General features: G+C 68.0%; 21 protein-coding genes. 14 read left to right on the top strand and 7 right to left on the bottom strand.

The window, feature by feature from the left end; all coding sequences use genetic code 11:
* The first annotated feature begins 120 nt into the window (after positions 1–120).
* On the top strand, positions 121–924 hold the full coding sequence (locus BJY22_RS38360; protein WP_167216850.1) for a MerR family transcriptional regulator: 804 nt from the start codon (positions 121–123) through the stop codon (positions 922–924).
* On the opposite strand, the gene BJY22_RS38355 is transcribed toward BJY22_RS38360, so the two are convergent.
* Positions 919–2196, bottom strand: a complete 1278-nt coding sequence (locus BJY22_RS38355; protein ID WP_167216848.1) for an MFS transporter — start codon at positions 2194–2196, stop codon at positions 919–921. The two genes, BJY22_RS38360 and BJY22_RS38355, sit on opposite strands and share 6 nt — an antisense overlap.
* Positions 2197–2252: 56 nt before the next feature.
* Here BJY22_RS38355 and BJY22_RS38350 point away from each other — a divergent pair, with 56 nt between their 5' ends.
* Positions 2253–3278 (top strand): ArsR/SmtB family transcription factor, encoded by a 1026-nt coding sequence (locus BJY22_RS38350; RefSeq protein ID WP_167216846.1) that lies wholly within the window; start codon positions 2253–2255, stop codon positions 3276–3278.
* Positions 3279–3319: 41 nt separating this feature from the next.
* On the top strand, positions 3320–3760 hold the full coding sequence (locus BJY22_RS38345) for a nitroreductase family deazaflavin-dependent oxidoreductase (protein ID WP_167216844.1): 441 nt from the start codon (positions 3320–3322) through the stop codon (positions 3758–3760).
* Between the two features lie 61 nt (positions 3761–3821).
* Here BJY22_RS38345 and nadC read toward each other — a convergent pair whose 3' ends face one another.
* The gene (gene nadC / locus BJY22_RS38340; RefSeq protein ID WP_167216842.1) at positions 3822–4691 is read right to left on the bottom strand and encodes a carboxylating nicotinate-nucleotide diphosphorylase; all 870 of its coding nucleotides are present in this window, start codon (positions 4689–4691) and stop codon (positions 3822–3824) included.
* A 227-nt stretch (positions 4692–4918) separates the two neighbouring features.
* On the opposite strand from nadC, the gene BJY22_RS38335 reads away from it, so the two are divergent.
* Positions 4919–5266, top strand: coding sequence for a winged helix-turn-helix transcriptional regulator (locus BJY22_RS38335; RefSeq protein ID WP_202891456.1), 348 nt, complete (start codon positions 4919–4921; stop codon positions 5264–5266).
* Between the two features lie 71 nt (positions 5267–5337).
* On the opposite strand, the gene BJY22_RS38330 is transcribed toward BJY22_RS38335, so the two are convergent.
* Both BJY22_RS38330 and BJY22_RS38325 read right to left on the bottom strand, forming a co-directional pair.
* Positions 5338–5898, bottom strand: a complete 561-nt coding sequence (locus tag BJY22_RS38330; protein ID WP_167216840.1) for a TetR/AcrR family transcriptional regulator — start codon at positions 5896–5898, stop codon at positions 5338–5340.
* Between the two features lie 29 nt (positions 5899–5927).
* A complete protein-coding gene (locus BJY22_RS38325) occupies positions 5928–6551 on the bottom strand; it encodes a TetR/AcrR family transcriptional regulator (protein WP_167216838.1) in 624 nt (207 codons plus the stop codon).
* 142 nt (positions 6552–6693) lie between these two features.
* On the opposite strand from BJY22_RS38325, the gene BJY22_RS38320 reads away from it, so the two are divergent.
* The 6 genes from BJY22_RS38320 (at position 6694) to BJY22_RS38295 (ending at position 11229) form a co-directional block, all read left to right on the top strand.
* A complete protein-coding gene (locus BJY22_RS38320; RefSeq protein ID WP_167216836.1) occupies positions 6694–8082 on the top strand; it encodes an MFS transporter in 1389 nt (462 codons plus the stop codon).
* A gap of 16 nt (positions 8083–8098) precedes the next feature.
* Positions 8099–8713: an NAD(P)H:quinone oxidoreductase gene (gene wrbA, locus BJY22_RS38315; protein ID WP_167216834.1), complete on the top strand. Its 615-nt coding sequence runs from the start codon at positions 8099–8101 to the stop codon at positions 8711–8713.
* 195 nt (positions 8714–8908) lie between these two features.
* On the top strand, positions 8909–9226 hold the full coding sequence (locus BJY22_RS38310) for a hypothetical protein (RefSeq protein WP_167216832.1): 318 nt from the start codon (positions 8909–8911) through the stop codon (positions 9224–9226).
* A 28-nt stretch (positions 9227–9254) separates the two neighbouring features.
* A complete protein-coding gene (locus BJY22_RS38305; RefSeq protein ID WP_167216830.1) occupies positions 9255–9614 on the top strand; it encodes a DoxX family protein in 360 nt (119 codons plus the stop codon).
* Positions 9615–9640: 26 nt separating this feature from the next.
* Positions 9641–10498, top strand: coding sequence for a PhzF family phenazine biosynthesis protein (locus BJY22_RS38300; protein ID WP_167216828.1), 858 nt, complete (start codon positions 9641–9643; stop codon positions 10496–10498).
* Positions 10499–10533: 35 nt separating this feature from the next.
* Complete coding sequence (locus BJY22_RS38295; protein WP_167216826.1) at positions 10534–11229, top strand: NAD(P)-dependent oxidoreductase; 696 nt, start codon at positions 10534–10536, stop codon at positions 11227–11229.
* A 30-nt stretch (positions 11230–11259) separates the two neighbouring features.
* Here BJY22_RS38295 and BJY22_RS38290 read toward each other — a convergent pair whose 3' ends face one another.
* On the bottom strand, positions 11260–11589 hold the full coding sequence (locus BJY22_RS38290; protein ID WP_202892587.1) for an antibiotic biosynthesis monooxygenase family protein: 330 nt from the start codon (positions 11587–11589) through the stop codon (positions 11260–11262).
* A gap of 459 nt (positions 11590–12048) precedes the next feature.
* Between BJY22_RS38290 and BJY22_RS38285 the strand changes: the two genes are divergently transcribed.
* Positions 12049–12600, top strand: a complete 552-nt coding sequence (locus BJY22_RS38285; protein WP_202891455.1) for a carboxymuconolactone decarboxylase family protein — start codon at positions 12049–12051, stop codon at positions 12598–12600.
* Here the strand turns inward: BJY22_RS38285 and BJY22_RS38280 are convergent.
* Positions 12575–13222: a cyclase family protein gene (locus BJY22_RS38280; protein WP_167216822.1), complete on the bottom strand. Its 648-nt coding sequence runs from the start codon at positions 13220–13222 to the stop codon at positions 12575–12577. The genes BJY22_RS38285 and BJY22_RS38280 overlap by 26 nt on opposite strands.
* Positions 13223–13598: 376 nt before the next feature.
* Between BJY22_RS38280 and BJY22_RS38275 the strand changes: the two genes are divergently transcribed.
* Positions 13599–15491, top strand: coding sequence for an alkyl/aryl-sulfatase (locus BJY22_RS38275; protein ID WP_167216820.1), 1893 nt, complete (start codon positions 13599–13601; stop codon positions 15489–15491).
* 109 nt (positions 15492–15600) lie between these two features.
* Positions 15601–17313 (top strand): SulP family inorganic anion transporter, encoded by a 1713-nt coding sequence (locus tag BJY22_RS38270; protein WP_337759786.1) that lies wholly within the window; start codon positions 15601–15603, stop codon positions 17311–17313.
* A 61-nt stretch (positions 17314–17374) separates the two neighbouring features.
* Here BJY22_RS38270 and BJY22_RS38265 read toward each other — a convergent pair whose 3' ends face one another.
* The gene (locus tag BJY22_RS38265) at positions 17375–18346 is read right to left on the bottom strand and encodes an NmrA/HSCARG family protein (RefSeq protein WP_167216818.1); all 972 of its coding nucleotides are present in this window, start codon (positions 18344–18346) and stop codon (positions 17375–17377) included.
* Positions 18347–18434: 88 nt separating this feature from the next.
* Here BJY22_RS38265 and BJY22_RS38260 point away from each other — a divergent pair, with 88 nt between their 5' ends.
* On the top strand, positions 18435–18935 hold the full coding sequence (locus BJY22_RS38260) for a MarR family winged helix-turn-helix transcriptional regulator (protein ID WP_202891454.1): 501 nt from the start codon (positions 18435–18437) through the stop codon (positions 18933–18935).
* The last annotated feature ends 100 nt before the right edge of the window (positions 18936–19035 follow it).

Raw genomic sequence — 19035 nt, 5'->3', positions numbered from 1 at the left:
GCGACGGCGTTGACGACGGCTCCGCGATGTTCCAGGTCCATGCCGGCAACAGTGGGCGCTCTCCGCGCGGGAGGATCAAGGAGTTGACTCTCCCGCCGGGGGAGGGTGCATGGTGTGCTCGTGAGTCGTGGGTTGTCGATCGGGGAGTTCGCGCGGGCGACGCACCTGAGTGTGCGGACGCTCCGGCGGTACCACGAGAGCGGCCTGCTCGAGCCGGCGGCGGTCGATCCGTCGAGCGGGTACCGGTACTACACGACCGAGCAGATCCCGTCGGCGCAGGTGATCCACCGGCTGCGCGAGCTCGACGTACCGCTTGCCGAGGTCGGGCAGATCCTGTCCACGCCCGATCCGGCCGCGCGGGCCGAGCTCATCGCGCTGCATCTCGACCGGCTGCGGGAATCGCTCGACCGGACCCGTGCGGCGGTGTCGGCGTTGCAGCGGCTGCTTCGTCCCGCGGACGGCGAGCTCGACGTGGAACTGCGGGCGGAGCCGTCCCGGGTGGTTGCGGCGGTCACCGATGTGGTGTCGCTCGAGGAGGTCCTGCCCTGGTACGACGGCGCGATGGCCGAGCTGGACGCGGCCGTCGACGAGCGGCTCGGCCCGCCCGGCGGGCACTACGACAACGAACTCTTCACCGCCGGACGCGGTACCGTGCGCGTCTACTATCCCGTGGCCGAAGCGCCGTCGCACGGACGAGTGCGCCCGGTCAGGCTCCCGCCGGTGGAGCTCGCGGCCGCCATCCATCGCGGCCCGCACGACGACATCGACGTCACCTACGGCCGGCTCGCCACGTGGGTCCACGAGCATGCCCTGTCCGTAGCCGGACCCGTCCAGGAGACGTACGCCGTAGGCCCCCGGAACAACCAGGACCCCAGCAGTTGGCGCACCGAGATCGCCTGGCCGGTTTTCCGCCTCACGTCATGAGCGTTCCCCAGCGCCGCACCGTGCAGCCCTGGTGCTGACGGTGGACGTGCTGGGTTGATCGCGGCGTGCAGCGGCTCGGTTCGCGACGACGGCGGTGGCGGTGCCAGTGGTCGCGAAGAGGGCGCCGAGGGCGATCCAGCCGGGTGTGCCGTGGTCGATCGCGGTCGTGGTGACGACCGCCGGGCCGAGCATCAGCGCCAGGGCGAGGCCGGTCTGGCTGAGGCCCTGGTAGGCACCGGCGCGAGCGGGGTCGGCGAGTTCGAACGCCATACCCCAACTCCCGGCTTCACCGCGTGTCTCGGCCGCTGAGGAAGCAAGCGCGCCGACCAGGAGGACGGCGGTCGCCGCGGCGGCGCCAAGATGACCCGCGACGGCGAAGAGCGCGCAGGCGATGAGCAGGAGCACGCCGGCTCGGCGCACCGACCGTCCGGCAGTGCGGAGATCCTGGGTGCCCCGGGATGCGCGGACCTGGAAGAGCGCCACGTACCCGGTGTTGACCAACAGGAGCGCCGATACGACGACGGTCGGGGCCTCGGTGTGGTCAGCCACCCACAGGGGCAGCCCGACCGATGTCAGCGCGAAATGGATCGCGACCAGGGCGTTGAGTGCTGTTGAGGCGACGTACGTCCGATCTCGCAGCGGAGAAGGGCCCCGCGGGACTTCGGCGCCGGCCGAGGCGTCCATCCGCTCCGCCAGTCCGGACACTCTGCGGCGCAATCCGATCAGAGGGATCGTGCCGAGGACAGTGATGGCGCCGACCAGTACTACCGTCAGGCGGTAGGCCGTTGCCGTGTCGGCTACCAGGGCCGTACCCGCGAGCAGCGTGCCGATTCCGATACCGACGTTCATCACTACGCGCAGCCGGGCGCGGACGGCAACGCGTTCCGGGCCGACGTACCACCGGGCGAGCAATGTCATCTGGGCAGTGCTCTGCAGGCCGCGGGAGGCGGAGACGCAGGCCGCGACCAGGACGAAGGTGACGACATCGCCGGCGAAGGCATAGCCCAGCAGTGCGACGCCGTTCGCGGCGAGGGCCCATTGCTGTAACCGATCGGCGCCCCACCGGTCGCTCAGACGGCCACCGGCGTACGACGCGCACACGCCGACTCCTCCGGCGACGGTGAGGCCGATGCCGACGGTCGTCGGCGACAGCCCGACGCCTCGGGTGAAGTACAGCGCGCTGACCGCGAAGAACATCCCACGGGACAACGAGAGGGCGGCGATGGCGGAGGCGAGTGCGCGCGCGACCGGATCGCGGAGGAGTTCAGGCACGCGCCAGTTGTCGCACCCGGACGTTTGTCCACACCATTGATGTAGCGTATTGCTTCATGATCGAGTACGCGCTCGCGGACAACGATCTCGGCGAGGTGCGCTTCGCGATCTCGCCGCTGAACGAGCTGGTCCTGTCGCTGCGGACCCTGCGCGATCCGGGCCGGTTCCCGTTGCAGCTGCCCTGGCTGCGCGCGACCGAACCGGTGCGTGCGGACCTTCGGTCGGAGCTGCTCCGCGCCTTGACGAACGAAGCGCTGTGGACGCCGGACTTCCTCACCCCACGGCCGTACACGCCGCTCGGCCGGATCGAGGACGAGTTCGCGGTCCTTGCCGAGACATCGGCGGACGTCGTCCGCGCGGATCTGGCGGAGGTGCATCCGGCCGGGCTGCCCGCAGTACTTCGGGGCCGCGCGGACCGGGTGCTCGCCCGTGTGCTCGTGGCGCTGAGGGAGTACTGGGACGCCTGTTTCGAGCCGTACTGGCAGCGGATGCGCACCGTCCTCGAGGCGGACGTCGTCCACCGCGGCCGGGTCGTGGCGCAGTCCGGTCTCGCGGCGATGTTCGCCGACATCGACCCGCATGTCCGCCTCGAGGGCGGCGTCGTGTACGTGCGTCTGCGCAGCAGCTACTCGTACCGCGCCTCGACCGCGGGACGCGGACTGACGCTGGTCCCGTCGCTGTTCAGCAGGAGGGCGTCGGTGCCGATCTCGCCCGACGAACCGCCCCACATCATGTATCCGGCGCGCGGCCTGGCGACGCTCTGGGAAACCGACACCACCGTGCCGCTGAACGCCCTGGCCGGCTTGATCGGACAGGCCCGCGCCCGCCTGATGGCTTTGCTCGAAGCGCCGTCGTCGTCGACCGAACTCGCGGTGCGCCTCGACGTCACACCGACCGCGGTCAACCAGCACCTGCGCGCACTACGCGCCGGCGGACTCCTCAGCTCCGCCCGCCACGGCCGCTCGGTCCTCTACCACCGCTCAGACCTCGGCGACCGCCTCGTCCGCAGTACCTCAGGAACGACCGAGAACGACGCTCGTGATCCTTCTGTCCCGGTGACCGTCGGCGTCGCCAAGAGGTGAGACGCTGCCGATTGTTGTCGTATCACTATTAGATTGGTGATATGACATCGAACGCCGAGGAGTACGCCCCGAGCCCGGCCGCGTGGGTGCGGGACTCGGTCGACAAGGTCACCGAGGCCGGGACCACCGACGTGATCGACGTGCACGGACTGAAGGTGGTAGTGCTGACCACGCGCGGCGCCAAGTCGGGCAAGATCCGCAAGTCCCCGCTGATGCGCGTCGAGCACGACGGCGTGTACCTGGCGGTCGGGTCGAACAGCGGCTCTGCGAAGAATCCGGTCTGGTACTACAACCTCAAGGCCGACCCGGCGGTCACCGTGCAGGACGGCGAAGTCACCCATGGGTATCTCGCCCGCGAGGTGGAGGGCGCGGAGTACGAGGTGTGGTGGGAGCGGGCCGTCGCGGTGTTTCCGGCGTACGCCGACTACCAGGCCATGACCACCCGCAAGATCCCGCTGTTCGTCCTCGAGCCGGTCGCCTAGTCCCCGCACCGAAAGCCCGGTCCTAGGCCCGTAAAGCTCTGGCGACTCAGCTGCGGTCGTCCTACGACGCCGACGTGCGGTTCACCAGAAGCGTGATGTCGAGGGCGGCGGGGGAGTGCGTCAGCGCGCCGACCGAGAGGGCGTCGACACCGGCGGCGGCGATGTCCGCGACCCTGTCCAGAGTGATCGTGCCCGAGGCCTCGAGCCGGCACGCGGACGCGGAGGCGTCGCGCTCCTTGACGACCGCGGCGATCTCGTCGAGCGACATGTTGTCCAGCATGATCCATTCGACCTGGCAGTCGAGCGCTTCGAGGGCCTCTTCCATGCTGGTGACCTCGACCTCGACGGCCAGCTCGCGGCCCTCTGCCGCCATGCCTTGCCGGACCCGTTGAACCGCCGCGCGGACCCCGCCGGACGCGGCGAGATGGTTCTCCTTGAGGAGCACCATCGCGGCGAGGTCCAGCCTGTGGTTCGTCCCGCCGCCACAGGTCACGGCGTACTTGTCCAGTGCGCGCAGACCCGGTGCAGTCTTGCGGGTGTCGAGGAGCCGGACCTCCGCCGCGCCAACGGCCGCCACGAACGCCGACGTCAGGGTGGCGATACCCGACATCCGCTGTGCGAAGTTCAGTGCGACCCTCTCCCCGCTAATGATGGAGCGCGCCGGGCCGCTGATCCGTGCGAGCTGTTGCCCCGGCTGGACAGACTCGCCGTCGGCGACGGTCGGCTGGACCACGACCGTGGTGTCGATCGCGGCGTACACGTTCTCGACGACGGTCAGTCCTGCTACCCGTCCCGCCTGCCGGGCGATCATCGTGGCCTCCGCCTGCGCCTCTCGGGGCACGCTCCATCGCGTGGTCACGTCGTCCGCCGCACGGTCCTCTGTCAGTGCGGCACGGACCGCGGACTGGATCGCCTCAGTTGTCAGGTGCATCGACTGGTTCCGCCATTTCTAGTTCGATGATGGATCTTCGCTTCGAATTCAGCAGCGACTCTAGGTCGTCGAGACTAACAGGACAACGCCGTGAGTCCCTGCCTGCGGGTTTGTCGGCGCAGTACTGCGAGGTGCATGGGTCCTGCCCGGTTGGGGTAGACTGCTTCTGTTTCGAAAGTATCGGGTTCCTCCGAGGGCGATGAGCTGAACAGGAAGGAGAACGAGGTATGGCGGGAGCGCGCACACCGAGACCGGGAAGCCCTGTTCGCGGTTCGACGACCGGGCGGCCGGTGATGGCCGCGCTGGACCTACTGGGCCGCCGCTGGACTCTTCGGGTTGTTTGGGAGTTGTACCAACAGTCGGCCGGTTTCCGGGAGCTGCAACGTCGCTGCGACCAGATGTCGTCGAGCGTGCTCGCCACCCGGCTGAACGAGCTGACCGAGGCGCGGATCGTGGTCGGCGACGTCGATGGCTATCGCCTGACAGCCCTCGGGCGAGACCTCGTCGCCGCACTGGACCCGTTACAGGCGTGGAGCAAGCGCTGGGAGAGAGCCATCCGCAAGCTCGACGACTGACGGAGCGGCTGGCGGTCGGTCAACTGGTCGACGCTGACCAGGTAGAGAGCGGGGATGTAGCGAAAAGACGCTCAAGTCGAAGCGGTGATGTACCGATGGACGGTCGGTCCAAGCCAGGCGACTACGGCCTCACGATCGAGCTCGGTCATCGAGGGGATCTGCAGCACGTGCCGAGACAGCGCGAGGCCGAGCATTTGCGTGGCGACCAGTCCGGCCCGGGTTGCAGCTTGAGCAGGTTCAGGGGTCAGGCGCTCGATCAGGGCGGTGAGTTGGTTCGTGAAGGCCGCCTGCATCCGCTCGGCGGCCGAGGTGTGCGTGACAGCGGCCCGGAGCAGCGCGAGGAGCGTGTCGTCGCCCTCCCATCGGTCGAGAAAATGACGGACGAGGACCCAGCCCGCGTCAGCCGGCGCGATCGACTGTGGATCTGGCAGTTGGAGGTCGAACTCCGCCACCGCGGCGAAGAGTTGCTCCTTGTTGCCGAAGTACCGCATCACCATCGACGGATGGATCCCAGCATGGGCTGCGATGGCCCTGATGGTGGCCCGCTCGTAGCCGTCGGCGGCGAACCGTTCCCGGGCCGCGGCGCGGATGGCGGCTCGGGTCGCGTCCGAGCGTCGTGGTGCCTCAGTCATGGCACGCAGCCTAAGCCCACAACCGTGCGTCAGTGCCTGGGTCCGTTGGCCACGAAGGTCGCGTGGAGCATCGCGGCGTAGCGGGTGCCGTAGGCCTCTCGGGACCACCGCCGGTCGACGGTCAGGCGTTCGGTGAGGTCCCACGACATCAAGGCCCACAGCATGTCGGCGGCAGTCGACCGGGTCCACGGCTGAACGAGCCGGCCTTCTTCGTCCAGCCATTTGGCCAGTCGGCGGCAGCTGGTCAGCCAGTTGCTCATCGTGAGACGCCACAGGTCAGCGGCGTCCTCGTCGGCGTTGCGGGCCCGTTCGATGACGCGGCTGATCGTCAGGATCCGCGGATGGGAGCGGGCGATGTGGTGGGCCCACTCGTCGAGAGCGCTGACGGCGTCGTCCTGCTCCCACACCTTCGCCAGGGACGCGGCCAGGTCCTCGGAGTCGCCCAGGTGCCGGTACAGGGTGGCGAGCAGCTCGGATCGTGAGGGGAAGTGCAGGTACAGCGCACGCGGTGAGACGCCGGCCCGCTCGGCGACCGCGGCCAGTGTCATGACGTCGAACCCCTCCTCCTCGATCAGGGAGCGGGCGGCGTCCAGCAGGGCCTCCCGAGTGCGCCTGCTGCGGGCGTTCCGCGGTACCGGGATCGGTGTACTCATGACATCTCCTCGACTTCCGCGGCTCGCCCTGCAGGTCGCGACCGCTGCAACTGCAGCTCTCCTGCACATCTCACTTGAACTTTACTGCAGAGCCGCTGTACTTTTAAAAGTGCAGTCCAAGTGAAGTTTGTTGGGAGGATCCATGCGCGGCGACACGGTGGCGGGAGATCGCCCGCCGGTTGAAGGCAATCGCTGGTGGCTCGTGGTCGCCGTGGGTCTCGCGGTGTTCATGGCGATGCTGGACATGAGCATCGTCGGGATCGCGTTGCCCAGCATCGAGGCGGACTTCGACGCGTCTCCGGCCGCGGCGGAGTGGGTCGTCCTCGGATACCTGCTTCCGCTGGTCGGCGTGACGCTGCCGGTCGGACCATGGCTCGATCAGGTGGGCAAGCGGTCTGCTCTGGTCTTCTCGACCACCGGATTCGTCGTCGCCGGGGTCGCCGCGGGACTCGCTCCGAATCTCGCCTGGTTGGTCGGTGCCCGGATCGTGCAGGGTTCCTTCGGGGCGATCCTGTTCGCGCTCGGTCCGGCCCTGGCCGCCCTCGCAGTACGGCCTGAAGCGCGCGGGCGTGCTCTGAGCGTGGTGGCCACCGTGGGCCCGCTGGGTGGCGTCACCGGCCCAGTACTGGGTGGATTCCTGGTCGACAACCTTGGCTGGCCGTGGACGTTCTACCTGAACGTTCCCGTGGGTCTGGTCGTGGTCGGCATCGGCCTCGCCCAACTTCGCGCCGACGGGCCCCTGCGCCGGCCCGAGCTATCGATGGTTGCCGAGGTCGCAGTACTCGGAACGGCGGCGCTCGCGCTGCTGGGCGGACTGGCGCTTTCGGCCGGTCGGGGCCTCGGTTGGCTGGCGCTCGGTCTTGCTGGTCTCCCGCTGCTGTACCTCTGGCTACGCATGCGCGCCAGCCAGAACGTACGCCGCCTGCTGCGCACCCGTGCAGTTGGCGGACCGCATCTTGCGCTGGTGGCACAGACCACCGCTGTCGGCGCTCTCGTATTCCTGACGCCGTTCTATCTGCAGAACACGCTGAGGATGTCCGCGACGACGGCTGGGCTCGCGATGCTGGCGTTCCCGCTGGCAACGTTGCTCGTGGCCCCTGTCGCAGGAGCCCTGGCCGATGCGTGGAGCACCCGTCGTACTGCGTTGTCCGGCGTTGCACTGTTCGTCGTCGGTCTGCTCGCCACCGCCCCGTTGAACCCGGACTGGGGTGCTGTCGACCTGGCCTGGAGGTTGGCGGTCGTAGGCGCCGGCGCCGGGTTGTTCAGCGGACCCAACCAGTCAGCCGTCATGTCGTCGGCCCCTCGGGAGCTCCTGGCCACCGCCGGCGCGACGACCAGCCTGGCCCGGCAACTCGGGTTCTCGCTGGGGCCAGGGCTGGCGACCACGACGTGGGCAGTGTCCGGCTACACAGCCCTCGGCATGCGCACCGCGATGGTGATCGCCGCCGTACTGGGAGCGCTGGCGTTGCTCTGTCTCAGCCGCGACGCGCTGACCCCCGAACAACCCGAACCCGTCCGAGTAACCCACTGAAGGAAGGAATATCGCCATGCAGAACCAGACCAAGGTCGCAGTGATCTACTACAGCGCCACCGGTACCGTCCACGCTCTCGCGCAGGCGTCGATCGAAGGTGCGCAGAAGGCGGGCGCTGCGACCAGGCTTCGTCGCGTCGCCGAACTCGCCCCGGCCGCGGCCATCGCGCGGAACCCTGCCTGGCAGGCTCACCGCGAGCAGACCGCGGACATCCCGGAGGCTGCCCTCGACGACCTGGAGTGGGCGGACGTCGTGCTCTTCGGCACGCCGACCCGGTACGGCAGCATGACCAGCCAGCTCAAGCAGTTCATCGACACCACAGGACCTCTGTGGCAGCAGGGCAAGCTTGCGGACAAGGTGTACGGCGCGTTCACGGCCGCGGGCACGCTCCACGGCGGCCACGAGAGCACGTTGCTGGCGATGTCCCAGATCTTCTACCACTGGGGCGGCATTCTGGTTCCGCCCGGTTACACCGACCCCATCCAGTTCCAGGTCGGCAACCCGTACGGCACCTCCTTCCACGCGGGCCAGGGCGACCTCCCCGACGACGCAGCGCTCGAAGCCGCCCGCTACCAGGCGCGCCGCGCCACCGAGATCGCCACGCGGCTCCAGACGGGTCACGCCGCCTGAGCCAGCCGAAACAAGCAGATCACATCACTAACCCTGTATGCCAACAGGCGTAGGCATACAGTTGTTTGCAGACAAGTGTTGACATACGCTGATGGACCCGAAAGCTTGCTGGCCGCCGTTGGCGGCCGGACCGAACAACACCTGGAGATGGATGCGATGCACGTCATGATTCGCCGGTACAGGATGAGCGGCTCGATGGACGACCTCATGGTCAACGTCGACAGGCTGTTTGCGGCACAACTGTCTGCTGATGTCCCGCCTGGCGCCGCGGCGCCGGTCCAGGTGCCCGCCGGAATCGTGAGTTATCAGGCAGTCCGCACCGGGACCGACACCCTGCTGACCATCACGGCGTTCAGGTCGGCGGAGCTCCTCGAGCGAGCGCAGCAGGGTGCGGCCGCGATCCGCGAGAGTCTCGCCGACTTCGAGGTCGAGGAGATCGAGACGTTCTCGGGAGAGGTCGCGATCAGCCGGGTGAGCGAGGACCTGCTGACCCCGGTGCGACCCCGGACTTGACCACCTGAGAGAGACGAGGGAGTTTCCCGTGTTCACCGCATATTTGGGCGTGACCGTTCTGGCGGTTGCCGCCAACACCTTCTCGGGCGTCGCAGCCCTCTTCCACTTCCCGCCGATCCGCCCCGGCATGCGCAAGGCGGGCGTGCCGGAGTCCTGGCTCAGCTTCCCGATCGGTACGTTGAAGACAGTCGGCGCCATTGGCCTTCTGATCGGCCTGCTCGGGATGCCGCTGGTCGGTGTCGCCGCAGCGGCCGGCCTCACGCTGTTCTTCGTCTGCGCCGTCTACACCCACGTTCTCGCCGGCGACTACTCGCCCCAGTTCGGTCTGGCACTGGGCTTCCTCACGCTCGCCGTCGCCTCGCTGACACTCGGCCTACTCATCCGGTGACCGCGTGGGAGCGTGGTGAGGTGGACATGAATCTCCGAGTTACGGTCGTGCACACCTGTCAGCGTGCGGGGCTTGGTGGAAGTCCCACCGCGGTGGTCGACGAGACATCGTTGACCGATGCCGAGCGCCGTGCGGTGCCGATCGCCGTGGGAACCTCCCATGCGGTGTTCGTCTCGCGGCCGAACGACGAATCCGGGCGCCCGGTCGTAGCGCTGCGTTTCTTCACGGCAGCTGGTGAGCTGCCCGCGTGCGGGCACGGCACCGTGGCAGCGCTCGCAGTACTGGCCGAACGCGCCCGGACGCCGGAGCACGAGACTGTTCTGCGCGCCGGCGGCCGGACGTTCCGCGGCCGAACCACCGGCGGTCACGGTCGGTACGACGCTGCCTTCGATCCCGGAGTCGTCGACCTGCGAGTTCCTCTCACGAGCGAGAGCACAGCGATTCTCCTTGCCTTGGGCCTCAATCCGGTAGGGGCGCCGGCACGGTGCCGCATCGCCTCGGTGGGACGGCCACGGATGCTGGTGCAGGTGTCCGACCCGGAGGCGCTGGCCGAGCTGGCACCTGACATGACCCACCTTCGAGGCGCTTGCGACCGACTGGGACTGCTCGGCTGCTACGTGTACAGCACGCCCTCACCAGAAGGGCGGGTCGCAGCCCGGATGTTCGCCCCCTCGATCGGTGTCCCCGAAGACATCGCCAACGCCAACAGCACAGCCTGCCTGGCCGCTCATCTCGCAGACCAAGGCTTCTCTACGCTGGCTGTCGACATGGGCGACTCGCTCGGCAAACCATCCACGATCACGGCCACGTCCCGATCCGGTCCAGACGGCCAGTCGGTCCGAGTCGGCGGTACTGCGGCAATCGAGGACTCCTACCTCATCTGACCCACCGGCGGCATCACCGAAAGAGTGAATGAACGATGCGCATTGTCATCTTCGGCGCCAGCGGCCCCACCGGCCGGCTGCTCACCGATCAAGTCCTACGGGCGGGCCACGAGGCGGTAGCGGTCACCCGTCGGCCTGACGCCTTCCCAGACGACGACAAGATGCTGACCGTCGCAGGCGTCGACGTCCACGACGAGGCTGCGGTCGCAGCTGTCGTTGCCGGCGCGGACGCAGTTCTGTCCGCGCTCGGCGTGCCGTACAGCAGAGAGCCGGTCGACACGTACTCCCGAGGGACGTCGCACATCGTTGCAGGAATGCACCGGCACGGCGTACGCCGCCTCGTTGTCGTCAGTTCGAGCGCCGTCGACCCTGTGTCCTACCCGGGCGCAGGCTTCGTCTTCAATCGAATCCTCCAGCCCTTCATGACTCGCGTGGTCGGCAAGACGCTGTACGACGACATGCGTCGAATGGAAGCGCTGGTGCAGGCAGGTGATCTGGACTGGACAATCGTGCGACCCGGCGGCCTGTACGAACTCCCAGCGGCAACGGACTACTCGATGAACGACGGGCACCCCGGCGGCCGATTCACCGCACGGGTCGACCTCGCCGCGGGCATGCTCAGCCTGCTGGACGACGACCGGTTCGTGCGGAAGGTCGTCGCGATTACGACCACCTCCCAGAACCCGTCCGTGCTCGACCTGATTCGCAAGGAAGCCCTCGCGAGGAGCTGAGCGCCGTCGCCTGCACTGCGTGGTGAGCGATCATCCGTGAATCGCCCGGCTGTCGGCCGGCGCCTGGTCTCGATTGCGCCCGCCGTAGTCGCGCGTCACTTCGGCCATCCGCAGACGGTACTGCGTGAACAGTCGGCTGCGACCCAGCGCCTGAACTCGACGGTGCTGTGGGGTCTTGCGCCACCGGGCGACCGCGTCCTCGTCGTCGAAGAAGGCCAAGGAGACGTACTTTCCTTCGGTGCTGGAACTCTCGAATCGCTCGATCCCGTGGAAGCCGGTGAGCCCGGGAGAAGTTCGCGGATCTTCGCCGACTCGGCGAGGTACTCGTCGTACAAGTCCGGACGCTGTGGATCGATCCAGTACTCGAAGATCATCGCGATCATGGGGGACTCCGATCGGCTGGTTACGGTATTTCGAGACGCCAGGTCACACTGAGCGTGCTTCGATTATAGAAGCAGCTGACTCCTTTCGGAAGAGGCGAGGGCTGCCGCACGTTCCTTCTTGTGCTTCGCTTCTCGAAGCGCTAGGCTACTTCGATAACAGAAGCACGACGAGCGCGCGCGTCGCGTCCGATGGGTAGCTGACTGCCGCGCACACCCGAGCTCTCGAGCGCCGGGTTCGCAAGGAGATTCCATGGAAGAGCGACTCGCTGCCGCGGCACCTTCATCCTCGGTGCGCATCGAAAAGGTGCTCCGGCAGGTGGCTGCCGAGCTGACGGCCGAGTAGGCCTGCATCCCTGAAGTCGAGACGAGGTGGTGAGGTATGACTGCACGGTCAGAGGCGCGGATCGCACCGGTTTCGGAGCCGTACCCACCGGAGGTGGCGGCGTGGTTGGCTGAATCCATGGCCGCAGCTCCGGATCGCGAGCCGCTGCAGTTGTTCCGCACGTTGGCGGTGCACCCAGAGTTGGCTCGCAGTATGGGCCGGTTAGGTGCTTTGCTGCTCCAGCGTCCACGGATAGATCCCCGGGAACGTGAGATCGTGATCGCGCGCGTGACGGCGAGCACCGGCGCCGAGTACGAGTGGGGCGTCCACGCGGTTGTGTTCGGCCGCCCGCTCGGGCTTACCGAGGCTCAACTGGCTGCAACCGTACGAGGTACGGCCGACGATCCGGTGTGGTCGGCCCGGGAGCGGCTGCTCATACGCCTTGCGGATGATCTGCAGAGCGGTCTGTGTGTCTCAGATGAGCTCTGGGCGCAACTGCAGCGTCTCTGGTCGGATGATCAACTCCTGGAGCTGATCGTCGTCGTTGGGTGGTATCGGATGATCTCGCAGCTTCTGACTTCGCTCCGGGTCGAGCTCGAACCGTGGGCCGCCCGGTTCGCCTCGGTCGATGCCGCCGACGTTAGGGCACGGTCGCGAATGCCCTGACCGGGAAGGTCGCCATACCCGCAAGCAACGGCGGGACAGCAGTGAATCGCGCGCCCGTGGCCGGCAGTTGGTCCAGATGCGTAAGGTGCTCGACGACAGGGATGCCGGCCCGCAGCAGGCAGGTGTGTGTCGGCCGCTCGCCTGTGGTCGTGGCGTCGATGTTGACGGAGTCGATGCCCACGAGCATGGCGCCGGCCTCCACGAGGGCCTCGGCTACCTCACCGGTGAGGTGCGGATGACTGCTGTCGCCGTACCGCTCGGTGCCCCAGTGTGCATCCCAGCCGGTCCGCAGCAGCACCGCCGCCCCCGCGAGCTCCAGCCCTGTCAGGTCGTCGGGAGTGACGGTACCCACCGCGTCCACCACGACCGCCGGCAGATCTGCGCACCTCTCGAGCGGCAGCGCGGACAGGTCGTGACCGTCAGGAAAGCGGTGTGCAGGTGTATCCAGGTAGGTCCCGGTGTTGGCCACCATGTCGATTCGGCCGATGGAGAACACTGTTCCCTGTGCGTAGTGGCTCTTCGACGCCTCGAAGGTCAGGTGCATGCTGATCCGTGGCCCGGGGAGCCCGGGGTAGGTGACCATTCCGTCCTCGATGACGTGGCTGAGGTCGATCAGACGCATACATCGATCATGGCCGAGGCACGCACAAACGGCTACCTGGACTGCAGAGCTTTGACCTCGTCGCGGTGGTTCGCGAGCCAGGTCTTGAAGGACTGCAGGTCCGGGTTCAGTTCGCGGACCTTGGTGAGGTCGCGGTTGCCGGTGAACTCGTCGTGGTTCTCGGCGTAGCTGCCCGGCGAGTCGGCAGGGCGAAGTACCCAATGGCTTCGACGTGAAAGTGACAGGTACCAAGAGCAAGACCATCGACAGTGGAACGGTCGGTAGCTGAGGTCGGCGGGTCGCTGATCTCCTTCGAGTCGGATGAGTTGGTGGTGCTGTCAACCTCATCCTTGCCGGGTGAAGTCGCGCGCGGCCGAGACGGACCAGACTCGGGGGCATGACGACTCCTCGTGATGCCAGCGCTGCCGTCCGCGTCCTGCACCGAGCGGCGCTCGAGACTTTGCCGATGTCCGATACTGCCGACTTCGATGCGACCTCGCGGGGTCTGATCGGTGAGCTCAGCCCGGGTGTGGTGCGGTCCGACTCCGGGGAGGTGGTGTGGGACAACGACTCGTACGCGTTCCTGGACGGGGACGCCCCGGACACGGTGCACCCGAGCCTGTGGCGGCAGTCGCAGCTGGTCGCCCGGCAAGGGCTCTTCGAAGTGGTCGAGGGCATCTATCAGGCGCGCGGCTTCGACCTGTCGAACGTCACGTTCGTAGAGGGTGAGGCCGGTCTCGTGGTCATTGACCCGCTGCTGTCGGCCGAGACCGCGGCCGCTGCGCTCGGTCTGTACCGCGAGCACCGGGGCGACCGGCCCATCCGAGCAGTCATCTACACCCACTCGCATGTCGATCACTTCGGCGGTGTGAAGGGCATGGTCTCCCAAGACGACGTCGACGCCGGGCGGGTCCGGATCCTTGCACCAGAAGGGTTCACCGAGCACGCCGTCTCCGAGAATGTCTACGCCGGCACCGCGATGGGCCGGCGGGCCGGCTACATGTACGGCGCAGCCCTGGCCCGCGGCCCGCGTGGCCAGGTCGGCGCCGGCCTCGGGCAGACGACCTCGACCGGAACGATCACGCTGATCGCGCCGACCGATTTCATCTCCACCACCGGCCAGGAGGAGACCATCGACGGGGTCCGGATGGTGTTCCAGATGGCACCCGACACCGAGGCGCCCTCGGAGATGCTGATCTACTTCCCTGACCGCAGGGCGCTGTGCGCCGCCGAGGACGCCACCCACAACCTCCACAACCTCCTCACTCTGCGGGGCGCGCTGGTCCGCGACCCGCACGGTTGGGCTCGCTATCTGACCGAGACCATCGACCTGTTCGGTGCGGACGTCGACGTTGTCTTCGCCTCCCATCACTGGCCCACCTGGGGCAACGAGGAGGTCGTCCACTATCTGAGGCTCCAGCGCGATCTGTACGCCTACCTGCACGACCAGACCCTGCGGATGCTGAACCAGGGACTGACCGGCCCGGAGATCGCCGAGCTGATCCAGCTCCCGCCCGCTCTGGAGAACGCCTGGCACACCCACGGCTATTACGGCTCGGTGAGCCACAACGTGAAGGCGATCTATCAGCGCTACATGGGCTGGTTCGACGGCAACCCCGCTCATCTGTGGCAGCACCCACCGGTCGAGGCCGCCACCCGGTACGTCGAGTTCATGGGCGGCGCCGACGCCGTCGTGGAGAAAGCGCGGGCCTCCTTCGACAACGGCGACTTCCGCTGGGTCGCCGAGGTCGTCAACCACGTCGTGTTCGCCCAGCCCGATCACGCCGCCGCCCGCGAGTTGCTTGCCGACACCTACGAGCAGCTCGGCTACGGCTGCGAGAACGGCACCTGGCGCAGCTTCTACCTGTCCGGTGCCACCGAGCTCCGCGACGGCAGTTTCGGGACCCCGACCGTGGCCGCATCGGCCGACGTGGTCTCCAACCTCAGCCCGGCGATGCTGTTCGACGCGTTCGCGATCCAGCTCGACGGACCCCGCGCCTGGGACCAGACCCTGTCCATCGACGTCGTCTTCAGCGACGTCGACGAGCGCTACCGGCTCCGCCTGTCCAACGGTGCGCTCACCTACACCTCAGCCCCACAGCGCGGAGACGCCGACGTGACCCTGACCATGCCTCGCGCCTCGCTGCCCGCTCTGGCCCGGGCAACGACTGATCCCGACGCGCTGGCTGCCGCCGGCATCCAGGTCAAGGGCGACGCCGGGATTCTCGATCGACTGTTCGGGCTTCTCGATCCCGGCGACCCGAACTTCGCCATCGTCACACCTGAGTAGTCCGGACAAGCCGTCATCGGCAACGCCGGCCGCTGAGAGTTGAGCGGCATTCGGCGTCGTCTTGATCGGCAAGGGGGATCGGCGGCCCGCAGGCCGACGAGGGAGGCGGGTGACGCGCGTGGGGTTGCTGTTCGGTTCGCTGGCCGGGTATCGGCCCCGGTGGCTGCGCCGCGATCTGGTCGCGGGCCTGACGGTGTGGGCGGTGCTGGTGCCCGAGTCGTTGGCCTATGCCACGATCGCGGGCGTCTCGCCGGTGGTAGGCCTGTACGCGGCGGTGCCGGCGCTGGTGCTGTACGCGGCAATCGGAAGTTCCCGGCACCTGGTGGTCGGTCCGATGTCGGCGACCGCGGCGTTGTCGGCCGGCATCGTCGGCACCTTCGTCGCGGCCGGCGACGATCGGTACGCCGCGCTGACAACCGCGCTCGCGCTGGTGACCGGGGTGCTCGGTGTGGCCGCGGGGCTGGCCCGGCTGGGGTTCCTCGCCTCGTTCATCTCCGAGCCGGTGTTGAAGGGGTTCATCGTCGGGCTGGCGCTGACGATCGTGGCCGGACAACTCCCCAAGTTGTTCGGAATCGAGGGCGGTGACGGCGACTTCTTCGCCAAGCTGTGGCACCTACTGACCTCCCTGGACAACACGAGCGGGACCACGCTGGCTGTCGGCGTGCTCAGCCTGGTCGTGGTGCTGGGCCTGCGCCGCTGGCTGCCGCTCGTCCCGGGGTCGCTGGTGGCGGTCCTGCTCGGCATCGCCGCCGTTGCCTGGTTCGACCTCGACCAGCGTGGCGTGGCGATCGTCGGGCCGATCCAGTCCGGCCTGCCGACGTTCGGCCTCCCTACCGGGCTGGCGTGGGACGACTACCTCGCGCTGGTGGGCCCGGCCGCGGGGGTGCTGCTGGTCGGGTTCGCCGAGGGACTGGCGGCGGCCAAAACGTACGCCGCCCGGGCCGGCTACGACATCGACGCCAACCGGGAGCTGGTCGGCTTGGGCGTGGCGAACCTCGGAGCAGGCCTCGCCTCCGGGATGGTCGTCAACGGCAGCCTGTCCAAGACCGCAGTCAACGGCGGGGCCGGTGCCCGCTCCCAGATCAGCGGGCTGACGGTCGCTGCACTCACGGTCGTGACGCTGCTGTTCCTGACCGGCCTGTTCGAGGAGCTCCCCGAGGCCACCCTGGCCGCCATCGTGATCGCCGCGGTCATCGAGCTGGTCGACATCGCCGCGCTGCGCCGGTTGTATCGCGTGTGGACCCAACGGCTCGGCGGCATCTACGGCCCCGCCGCCCGCGCGGACTTCCTCGCCGCAATCGCCGCGATGCTCGGCGTGCTCGTCTTCGACACCCTGCCCGGCCTGGTAATCGGCATCGCCGTCTCGATGACGCTGCTGCTCTACCGTGCCGTCCGGCCGCACGTGACCCGGCTGGTCCGCATCCCGGACACCGACCGGCCAGGACTCTGGGTGGACGCCGACCGGCACCCCGACCTCCACCCCGAGGACGACATCCTCGTGATCCGCGTGGAATCCGGGCTGTTCTTCGCGAACGCCGATCACGTCCGCGACAGCATCCGTGCCCTCGCCGCACCCGGACCTCTCGCCGTCGTGCTGGACGGCGAGAGCAGCCCCTTCATCGACGTCACCGCGGCCGGCATGCTCGACCAACTCAGCCGCGAACTCGCCGACCGCGACGTCCGCCTCTACTTCGCCCGCGACATCGGCCAGGTCCGCGACATCCTCCACCACACCGACAACAAGTCACGACTCGCGATCTACCGGGACATCGACGCCGCAATCACCGCAGCCCGAGCGCGTTCGCCACGACCGGACAACTGATGCACGCACCGCTGCTCCTACCCGGATGTGCGCGACTGGTCGCAGGCGATGCGCTATTTCGTCAGTTCTGCAGGGCTTTGAGCTCGTCGCGGTGGTTCGCGAGCCAGGTCTTGAAGGACTGCAGGTCCGGGTTCAGTTCGCGGACCTTGGTGAGGTCGCGGTTGCCGGTGAACTCGTCGTGGTTCTCGGCGTAGAACTGAAACATGTTGGCCATCTCGACGGCCAGCGGGAACGGGTACCCGCGGTACTCCTCGACGGTCGGTGCGTGGTAGACGACCTTCTCGCCGATCGCCTCGGAGAGGGCGGCGGCGTACTCGTCGCCGGTGAGGTGGTCGCCGGCGATGCTGACGGTTCCGCCGATCAGGTCCGGGCGCTTGAGGATCGCCAGCGCGCTGCGGCCGATGTCGTCGGAGGCGATGCCGGACAACCGCTGCTCGCCCATCGGGAACGAGATCGTCAGTGTGCCGTCGGCGTTCCGCGTCGGCGCCATCGCGGTGACGAGCGAGTCGAAGTAGAACGTGGTCCGCAGGAACGTCGTCGGTACGCCGTACTTCGTGAACAGCTCGTCCGCCTCGCCCTTCGCGTCGAAGTGCGGGACCTTGTAGCGGCCGTCGTCCAGACTCGGAACGTCGTCACGCCCGGCGAAGAACGGCCGGGTGTCCTCGAGCGTCGACCAGATCAGGTGCCGTACGCCGGCGTCGCGGGCGGCCCGCGCCGCGGTCTCGGCCTGCTCGAGTTCCATCTCGGCGCGGGTCCGGACGGCCTCCTGCTCGGGGGTCAGCGGAGCCCAGTAGTTCGTCACCACGAACGCGCCGTACGCGCCGTCGAACGCGGCCCGGACGCTCGCCTCGTCGTCGAGGTCGGCGGCGGCCATCTCGGCACCGGCCGCGGCCAGCTCCTTCGCGCCGGGGGAGTCGGGGTTGCGGGTCAGCGCCCGTACGGCGAACTCGCCGGACGGATCGGCCAGGATCGCGCGAACCAAGGCCCCGCCCTGGGCCCCAGTCGCTCCGACGACGGCGATCAGCTTGCTCATATCCGGTCACTCCTCGAACAGTTAGGTTGATGTGTCAACTCGACCGATCCTAGCGCGCTGGGTTGATGTGTCAACCCAGGCGGGTAGGATGGTTCCCGTGAGCAAGGGACCGTGGCTCGACGACGACGAGCAGAAGGCCTGGCGCAGCTATTTGCTGATGAAGCGGACGCTGGAGACGCACCTGGAGCGTCACCTCCAGCGTGAGTTCGGCCTGTCCGGATCGGACTTCGAGATCCTGGTCAACCTGTCCGAGTCGGAGTCCGGCCGGATGCGCGCGTTCGAGCTCGGCCGGGCGACGCAGTGGGAGAAGAGCCGGCTGTCGCACCACCTCTCCCGGATGGAGAAGCGCGGCCTGGTCCGCAAGGAGGCGTGCGACGCGCGGTACCCGGAGATCGCGATCACCGAGGAGGGCATGACCGCGATCAAGGAGTGTGCGCCCGTGCATGCCGCCCGGGTCCGGGAATTCTTCGTCGACGTGTTCGGCTCCGAGCGTCTGGCCGTCCTCGGCGAGGTCTCCGACGAGATCGTCGAGACGATCGGCCGGCACTGCGACACGGACTGTCCGCTGGAGAGAAATCACGGCCGGTGAGTTGCCGGATGCGCGCCGCGCAGGACGGTGTCTGCCCGCCTTCGGAACTCCACCTCACCAATCGATGACAGCCCCGTCCCGACACCACACCAGTGACAAA

Origin of the sequence: Kribbella shirazensis, from assembly GCF_011761605.1 — a bacterium.
Lineage (GTDB): Bacteria > Actinomycetota > Actinomycetes > Propionibacteriales > Kribbellaceae > Kribbella > Kribbella shirazensis.
The sequence above is the reverse complement of the archived record's forward strand: the minus strand, read 5'-3'. Positions and strand labels throughout refer to the sequence as shown.

Bases quoted from the DNA above. Each gene is read 5' to 3' on its own strand.
- BJY22_RS38350 (WP_167216846.1), top strand. From the start codon at position 2,253: ATGATCGAGTACGCGCTCGCGGACAACGATCTCGGCGAGGTGCGCTTC.
- BJY22_RS38345 (WP_167216844.1), top strand. From the start codon at position 3,320: ATGACATCGAACGCCGAGGAGTACGCCCCGAGCCCGGCCGCGTGGGTG.
- nadC (WP_167216842.1), bottom strand. From the start codon at position 4,691: ATGCACCTGACAACTGAGGCGATCCAGTCCGCGGTCCGTGCCGCACTG.
- BJY22_RS38335 (WP_202891456.1), top strand. From the start codon at position 4,919: ATGGCGGGAGCGCGCACACCGAGACCGGGAAGCCCTGTTCGCGGTTCG.
- BJY22_RS38330 (WP_167216840.1), bottom strand. From the start codon at position 5,898: ATGACTGAGGCACCACGACGCTCGGACGCGACCCGAGCCGCCATCCGC.
- BJY22_RS38325 (WP_167216838.1), bottom strand. From the start codon at position 6,551: ATGAGTACACCGATCCCGGTACCGCGGAACGCCCGCAGCAGGCGCACT.
- BJY22_RS38320 (WP_167216836.1), top strand. From the start codon at position 6,694: ATGCGCGGCGACACGGTGGCGGGAGATCGCCCGCCGGTTGAAGGCAAT.
- wrbA (WP_167216834.1), top strand. From the start codon at position 8,099: ATGCAGAACCAGACCAAGGTCGCAGTGATCTACTACAGCGCCACCGGT.
- BJY22_RS38310 (WP_167216832.1), top strand. From the start codon at position 8,909: ATGGACGACCTCATGGTCAACGTCGACAGGCTGTTTGCGGCACAACTG.
- BJY22_RS38300 (WP_167216828.1), top strand. From the start codon at position 9,641: ATGAATCTCCGAGTTACGGTCGTGCACACCTGTCAGCGTGCGGGGCTT.
- BJY22_RS38295 (WP_167216826.1), top strand. From the start codon at position 10,534: ATGCGCATTGTCATCTTCGGCGCCAGCGGCCCCACCGGCCGGCTGCTC.
- BJY22_RS38280 (WP_167216822.1), bottom strand. From the start codon at position 13,222: ATGCGTCTGATCGACCTCAGCCACGTCATCGAGGACGGAATGGTCACC.
- BJY22_RS38275 (WP_167216820.1), top strand. From the start codon at position 13,599: ATGACGACTCCTCGTGATGCCAGCGCTGCCGTCCGCGTCCTGCACCGA.
- BJY22_RS38265 (WP_167216818.1), bottom strand. From the start codon at position 18,346: ATGAGCAAGCTGATCGCCGTCGTCGGAGCGACTGGGGCCCAGGGCGGG.
- BJY22_RS38260 (WP_202891454.1), top strand. From the start codon at position 18,435: ATGGTTCCCGTGAGCAAGGGACCGTGGCTCGACGACGACGAGCAGAAG.